The organism is Actinoplanes sp. NPDC051851, assembly GCF_040681165.1.
Taxonomy (GTDB): domain Bacteria; phylum Actinomycetota; class Actinomycetes; order Mycobacteriales; family Micromonosporaceae; genus Actinoplanes.
In genome coordinates this window covers 1-7,147 of sequence record NZ_JBFAYF010000134.1, presented here as the reverse complement: position 1 = coordinate 7,147, position 7,147 = coordinate 1, and the positions used below count along the sequence as shown (strand labels likewise).

Here is a 7,147-nt window from a genome sequence, read left to right as displayed (position 1 = left end):
AGCGCGATGTGGTCGGTCAGGCGGCCCTGCGGCCGCGGCAACGGCTCCACTACAGACGAGGTCACGGCAGATGACCGTACCGGCCTGTCAAGCCTCCGTCAGCTCACCACGCTGACCAGCACCGATGCCCTTATGAACGGCATTGCCCCTTGACCTCGATCCGTCAGAGAGATTGGCCCACTGCCTGACCGTTTCGGCTTGACCGTTTTGTCCACCGGGTTCGGAGGTGGATTCGCCGCATGTCGCTGTGGACGCGCGAGGTCTCCGGGCTCTCGGGAGGCAGTCTTTCTGCTGGCAGGTGCAGGGTTCTGCTGGTAACGCAGGGTGTCGGGTTCGGCGTGGGCAAGGTCGGGTTGGTCGTGCAGGCCGAGCAATCGGGTCCAGGTGGTCAGGTCCAGGATGAAGATTTCCACCCGGGTCGTCGACTTCTACAACCTGCACCGCAGGCATAGCGCCTGCGACGGCATGTCACCCATCGACTACGAACGCTTCATGGCCGAAGCCCGGAGGGCTCAAGCCGCATAACAGAGCCCTCCACGATCTCGGGGATTGACACTCGCCGATATCCCCGCGGACCTCTCCGGCTGGGGCGGCTGCCGTCTAGGCCCAACGGCCGGGCGCCGGTGAGGGGCGGGCCCGGCCGGCGCGGGGCGATGTGGTCAGAAACGGTCGGCGGACGGCGGGGATGGGGGGCGCCGGCGGCGGGTGGCCAGGCGGACCGAGCGGCGGCGGGATTCCACAGCGACTTCGCGGTGGAGTTTGTTGTAGCTGGCCAGGCGGCGGGGCTGGAGGGAGCCGTCGGCCAGGGCGGCCTGGACGGCGCAGCCGGGCTCGGCGTTGTGGGAGCAGTCGTCGAAGCGGCAGCGGACGGCCAGGTCGGTGACGTCGGCGAAGGCGCGGTCGAGGCCGCCGTCGGTGTCGAGGAGGCCGACGCCGCGGATGCCGGGGGTGTCGAGGACGGCGCCGCCCGCGGGCAGCGTGATCAGGTTGCGGTACGCCGTGGTGTGCCGGCCCTTGCCGTCCGCGTCCCGGGTGGCCTGGACGGGCATCACCGGGGTGCCGGCCAGGGCGTTGGCCAGAGTGGACTTGCCGGCGCCGGAGCGGCCGAGCAGGGCCAGGGTGCGGCCGGGGGTGACCAGGTCACGCAGCGGCTGCAGGCCGGTGCCGCGCTGGACGCTGACCGGGAGGACGGGGACGCCGGGGGCCAGCTCGGCGAGCTGGCGGGCGACCGCGTCGACGTGGCGGGAGGTGTCGCTCTTGGTGAGGACCAGGACCGGGTCGGCGCCGGATTCCCAGGCGAGGGCGAGCAGACGTTCGACCCGGGCGTCGTCGGGCTCGGGATGGATCGGTTCGACGACCGCGACGGTGTCCATGTTGGCGGCCAGCACCTGGCCGCTGGAGTCCTTGTCGGCGGTACGGCGGATCAGTGCCGTCCGCCGCGGCAGGACGAGCTCCAGTGTGGTCCGCCGGTCTGGCCAGTGCCGGAGCACCACCCAGTCCCCGGCGCACGGCAGTCTCGCCGGGTCGTGCGCGCCCTCCAACAGTGCGTTGCCACCCAGGCTGGCACGGGTGACTCCCGCCGCGGTGAGCACGGTGCAGACGCCGCGGTCGGCCCGCAGTACCCGGCCGGGCGCCGCGTCGGAGCGGTCATAGGGACGGTACGAGGATGCGAAGGTCTCGTCCCAGCCGAGCTGGGACAGGTCGTACGACATGGGAACCCTTTACGGTCGAGAAGGGGCGAAGGCCCCCGGGTGCAGGAACGCGACCACGACTCCGAACAGCACGTGCCTCACCTCCTCCGCGGGTTCGATCTAGCGGCGCGTCTGCGAACGACGGTACGTTCGCGCCCACGTACCGCGAAAGCGATTTCCGGATAGGGTCGGCGGGTGACGATCGATCCGCTGGTGCTGATGACGGACGTCGAGGAGGCGACCGAGGCCCTGCTGCGGACCATGGCGGCGCTGGACGACGCCGCGATCGGCGCGCCCTCGCTGCTGCCGGGCTGGACGGCCGGGCACGTGCTCACCCACCTGGCGCGCAACGCCGACGGCTACAACCGGCTGCTGACCTGGGCACGGACCGGGGTGGAGACGCCGATGTACCCGTCCCGCGAGGCACGCGACGCGGAGATCGAGGCGGGCGCGGCACGACCGGCGGCCGAGCACTTCGCGGACATCCGGGACGCGCACGAGCGACTCGCCGACGCGGCCGCCGCGATGCCGGTGGAGGCGTGGGCGTTCGTGCTGCCACCGCTGGGCCGGTCCGCGGCGATCGTCCCGTGGAACCGGCTGCGCGAGGTCGCGGTGCACCACGTCGACCTGGCGCTGGACCATACGCCCGAGGAGTGGACCGACGGCTTCGCGCTGCGGCTGCTCCGGGAGTTCGCCGGTGACCCGCCGGCCGGCACGCCCGCGATGGTGCTGCACCCGGCCGGCGCCGAGCATCCGCTGGTGATCGGCGCGGCGGACGGCCCGGCCGTCGGCGGACCGTCCCGGTCGCTCGCCGCGTGGCTGATCGGCCGGGCGGACGGCGCCGGCCTGACCGTCTCGCCGGACGGCGAGCTACCCCGACCCGCGAGGTGGAGATGAGTACCCCGTACACCGGTGAGGCCCCCGGGACCCGTGATCTCGGCGGCGGCCTGACGCTGATGAAGGTGTCGGTCGGCCCGATGGACAACAACGCGTACCTGCTGAGCGACGGCAGCGAGCAGTTGCTGATCGACGCGGCGAACGACGCGCCGGAGCTGCTGAAGCTGGCCGGCGAGGTCGGCCTGCGGACGGTGGTGACCACGCACCGGCACCGGGACCACTGGTTCGCCCTGGCCGAGGTGGTGTCGGCGACCGGCGCGGAGTCGCTGGCGCACGCCGCGGACGCGCCCGAGCTGCCGGTGGTCACCGGCACGCTCCGGGACGGCGACATCGTCGAGGTCGGCGGCCACCGCCTGGAGGTGATCCACGTGGTGGGCCACACGCCGGGTTCGATCGTGCTGGCCTACCGGGAACCGGACGGGGGCCGTTACCACCTCTTCACCGGGGACAGCCTCTTCCCGGGCGGCGTGGGCAACACCCGCGGCGTCAAGGAGGACTTCGACAGCCTGATCGGCGACGTGGAGCACAAGATCTTCGGCCGCTTCCCGGACGACACCTGGTTCTACCCGGGCCACGGCAGGGACTCGACGCTCGGCGCGGAGCGTCCGCACCTCGGCGAGTGGCGCGAGCGCGGCTGGTGACAGACCCCTGGTCCCGGGCAATTGGCGTGCCCGGGACCAGGTCATCCCCCGTGGTGGAGATCAGCCGCGGCCCTGCTTGGCGTTCGGGTTGACGTGGATGGTCTCGGCGAACGCGGCGATGTCGTCGGCGGACCAGCCGATCGTGTCCCAGACCTGGATCTGGATGTTGATGCCGGACTCCTGCGGGACGTAGAGGGTGTGCGCCCCCTGCTTGTCCACCAGGGTGGCGGTCACGTCGCCGACCTTGACGCTCTCGCCCTCCGGGGTGCCCTCCTCGTCGAGGGACTGGAGCATCACCACGGCCTTGCCGACGAAACTGTCCGGGTCGTCGTCCGCGGTGTCGTCGCCGGGCGGCGCGTCACTGTTGTGCGGCTCGGCACCGATCGGGCCCAGGGTCAGCGCGCTCTCACTGATCCCCTGGACCTCCCAGCCCGCCGGGACCTTGTCGATCGAGAAGCCCTTCGGCTGCTCGCCCTTGTAGGCGACCAGGTCGAAGGCGGCTGCAGTGGCCGTCGTGCCGGTGGCCGTCGTGCCGGTGGCCACCGGGGTGCTGACCGCGGGCGTGCCGGTCGAGGTGAACGCGATGGCCGCGGCGGCGACCACGATGGCGAAGGCCGAGCCGGTGGCGGCCTGCAGTGCCCGGCGGCGGCGCAGGGCACCCTTACCGCGGGCCAGGTCGGCGTCGACCTGGGCGGTGGTGGGCTCGGCCGGCGGACCGGCGAGCAGGTCCAGTTGGTCGCGCAGGTTCATCATCTGCATGCTCTCTGTTCAGAGGTGGGCGGGAGACGGGTTCTGGCCGAGAACCACCCGGAGCTTGTCGAGCGCCCGGGCGGTCTGGCTCTTCACCGTGCCCTCGGAACAACCGAGGGCGTCGGCGGTGTCGGCGACGTCGAGGTCGTAGAAGTAACGGAAGACCAGCGCCGCCCGCATCCGCGGTGGCAGCTCCTTCAGGGCCACGCGTAACCCGTCGGTGAGCTCACCGGGTGATGTCCCCGTCTCGGCGGCGACCAGGTCGGGCACGTCTGCCATCGACTGCTCCCGCCGCCGCCACCAGCGCCGCCGCTCGTCGATCAGCGCGTTGACCAGGGTCCGGCGCAGGTAGCCGTCCTTGTTCTCCGCGCGCTGATACGCCGGCCAGGCCACGTACAGCTTGGTCAGCGCCGACTGCACCAGGTCTTCGGCCAGATGCCCGTCACCCGCGGTCAGCAGGGTGGCGGTACGCACCAGGCCGGAGCGCCGGGCCGACACGAACCGGTGGAACTGTTCGTCGCGCTCGCTTCTCACGAGACCTCCTTCGCTCTCACGCCTCCCTGACGGGCCCCACCCCATTCGGGTTGCACGATCCGAAGATCTCTAGCGTTCCGGTGTACGGCTTGGCGAGCGGCGGAGCGTACTCGTCCCGTCGTGACGTCCGCAAACCCAGCGTGACCAGGGACTGGACCAGCAGGGTCGCGGCGGACACACCGTCGATCACCGGGACGCCGAGTTCGACCGAGAGCGATGCGCAGAACCCGGCCATCCCGGCGCAGCCGAGCACGATCACGTCGGAGCCGTCGTGGTCCAGGGCGGTCCGGGCGCTCGCCGCCACGCGGGGCAGGACGGCCGGGTCGTCCAACTCCAGCACCGGGATGTCGCAGGCCCACACCCCACGGCACGCCCCGGAGGCGGTGTACCTCCGCGCCAGGTCGTGGGCTCTTCCGGTCGTACGGGAGAGGGAAGTGACGACACTGAAAGCGCGGCCGACCATCGTCGCGGCGTGCATCGCGGCCTCGGCGATGCCGACCACCGGGCCGGCGGCCAGCTCGCGCGCCGCGTCCAGTCCCGGATCGCCGAAGCAGGCGATCACATAGCCGTCCGCTCCGGACCGCTCACCGTCGGCGATCGCGGCGAGCAGGCCCGGGACCGCGAGGGCCTCGTCGTAGTGGCTCTCGATCGAGGCCGGGCCCATCGACGAGGTGACCGCCTCGACGACGACGCCCGGACCGGCTACGGCCCGGGCGCTCGCCCCGATCAGTGCGGTCATCGACGCCGTGGTGTTGGGGTTGACGACCCGGATGCGCGTCACTTCCGAGCGGTCCCGAGGTAGATCAGGAAGCCCAGGCCACAGCCGATGAACCAGCTGTACTGCGCGATCGTGTGCATGCCCGGCCCACCGGTCCAGAGCACCGGGATCACCGCGACGACCGCACCGATCGCGGTGGCGGCGATCGCCGGCGGGTGGTAGCCCTTGCGGTAGAAGTACTTCCCCTGCGGGTCGAGGGTGAACATCGCGTCGACGTCGACCAGCTGCTTGCGGATCAGGTAGTAGTCCGCGATCAGCACCCCGAAGAGCGGCCCGATGAAGGCGCCCAGCGTCTCGAGCGTGTAGTGGATGACGTCCGGGTTGTTGTAGAGGTTCCACGGCGTGATCAGCACCGAGCCGACCGCCGCGATCATGCCGCCGGCCCGCCAGGAGATCCGCTGCGGGCTGACGTTGGAGAAGTCGAACGCCGGCGAGATGAAGTTCGCCACGATGTTGATGCCGATGGTGGCGATCGTGAAGGTCAGCGCGCCGAGCACGATCGCGAACGTGCTGTCGATCTTCGCGACGGTGGCGACCGGGTCCGTGATCAGCTCACCGAAGACCGGCACGGTCAGGCTGGCCGTGACCACGGTCAGGATGGAGAACATCAGGAAGTTGACCGGGAGGCCGAGCAGATTCCCCAACTTCACCTTCTGGTACGACGCCCCGTAGCGCGAGAAGTCCCCGAAGTTCAGCATCGGCCCGGAGAAGTAGGACACCACCAGCGCGATCGCGCCGAGCATCACCGGAAGCGCGTCCCAGCCGTGGTACTCGACGTCACCGAGGTTCAGGTCGATCGCACCCCACCCCGCCTGCGAGATCAGGTACCCGGCCAGCACGAACATCACCACGTAGACCGCGGGCCCGCAGAAATCGATGAACTTGCGGATCGTCTCCATACCGGTCCAGAAGACCGCCGCCTGGAGCACCCAGAGCAGCGCGTACGTGCCCCAGCCCAGGGTCGGCAGGCCGAGGAAGCCGTGCTGGTCCACATCGGCCCACGGCGCCAGCCCCGGCCAGATCTTCAGTACGACCACGTCCAGCGCGGCCGAGGCGAGGTACGTCTGGATCCCGTACCAGGCGACCGCGATCGACCCGCGGATGATCGCCGGCACGTTCGCCCCGAGCACCCCGAACGCCGCCCGGTTGATCACCGGGTAGGGCACCCCGGTCACCTGGCTCGGCTTCGCCACCAGGTTGCAGAAGAAGTAGACGATCGTGATGCCGACGACCAGCGAGACCAGCACCTGCCAGCTCGACAGCCCCAGCGCGAACAGGCTGCCCGCGGTGACGTACCCACCGACGCTGTGCACATCGGACATCCAGAACGCGAAGATGTTGTAGGCCCCCCACCGCTGACTGCGCAACGGCGCCAGGTCCTCGTTGGTGAGCCGGGGATCGTATCCGTCTTTGATCACGCCGCCGCCGACCGGCATCCCGGCGGCTTCGACCATGTCCTCGTGGCTGCTCAGAGAGGTATCGGCCATGCGGGTCACGCTAGGTAGCAGCTGTTTCACCCCGATGTGCGGAACGGTATATCTTCCTGCGTTCCGCTCCCCGGGCCGTCAGTCCGCGAAGTACACGATCCCACCGGCCGGCGGATGGGCGCTCCGGTACTCCCGGTCCTCCGACGCCAGCGGGCTCAGCGCCCCTCCACCCAGATCGGACTCCTGCGCGGAGGCCGACCCTGGCCGATACGCCGACGCCGTCCCTGACCGGCAAACCTCGGCCTCTCGACAATCATCCTGAGGCCACGAGGGCCAGGGCTGTTGCGTTCTCGGCCCGTGATTCGCTGAGCAGGTATTTCGTAGGGTGATCGGCCTCTGTGGAGGCAGTGGAAGCGGGTGAAGCCCTCA

At 70.4% G+C, this 7,147-nt stretch carries 7 protein-coding genes; 2 read left to right on the top strand and 5 right to left on the bottom strand.

The genetic code is table 11. The features are described from left to right. Nucleotides 1-659: 659 nt before the first annotated feature. Nucleotides 660-1,712: a ribosome small subunit-dependent GTPase A gene (rsgA, locus tag AB0M08_RS46895; protein ID WP_364508695.1), complete on the bottom strand. Its 1,053-nt coding sequence runs from the start codon at nt 1,710-1,712 to the stop codon at nt 660-662. 174 nt (nt 1,713-1,886) lie between these two features. Between rsgA and AB0M08_RS46890 the strand changes: the two genes are divergently transcribed. Continuing rightward, a complete protein-coding gene (locus tag AB0M08_RS46890; protein WP_364508692.1) occupies nt 1,887-2,588 on the top strand; it encodes a maleylpyruvate isomerase N-terminal domain-containing protein in 702 nt (233 codons plus the stop codon). Continuing rightward, entirely contained in the window at nt 2,585-3,229 is a 645-nt protein-coding gene (locus AB0M08_RS46885; protein WP_364508689.1) for an MBL fold metallo-hydrolase, read from the top strand. Before AB0M08_RS46890 ends, AB0M08_RS46885 begins: the two co-directional genes overlap by 4 nt. Before the next feature lie 60 nt (nt 3,230-3,289). Here AB0M08_RS46885 and AB0M08_RS46880 read toward each other — a convergent pair whose 3' ends face one another. Genes AB0M08_RS46880 through AB0M08_RS46865 form a run of 4 tightly spaced genes read right to left on the bottom strand, consistent with a single transcriptional unit; the run spans nt 3,290 to nt 6,778 of the window. After that, entirely contained in the window at nt 3,290-3,988 is a 699-nt protein-coding gene (locus AB0M08_RS46880; RefSeq protein ID WP_364508687.1) for a hypothetical protein, read from the bottom strand. Nucleotides 3,989-3,997: 9 nt separating this feature from the next. Further along, on the bottom strand, nt 3,998-4,513 hold the full coding sequence (locus AB0M08_RS46875) for a SigE family RNA polymerase sigma factor (protein ID WP_364508685.1): 516 nt from the start codon (nt 4,511-4,513) through the stop codon (nt 3,998-4,000). Nucleotides 4,514-4,529: 16 nt separating this feature from the next. After that, nucleotides 4,530-5,294, bottom strand: a complete 765-nt coding sequence (locus AB0M08_RS46870) for an aspartate/glutamate racemase family protein (RefSeq protein ID WP_364508682.1) — start codon at nt 5,292-5,294, stop codon at nt 4,530-4,532. Beyond that, nucleotides 5,291-6,778, bottom strand: coding sequence for an NCS1 family nucleobase:cation symporter-1 (locus tag AB0M08_RS46865; protein ID WP_364508679.1), 1,488 nt, complete (start codon nt 6,776-6,778; stop codon nt 5,291-5,293). Before AB0M08_RS46865 ends, AB0M08_RS46870 begins: the two co-directional genes overlap by 4 nt. Nucleotides 6,779-7,147: the final 369 nt, after the last annotated feature.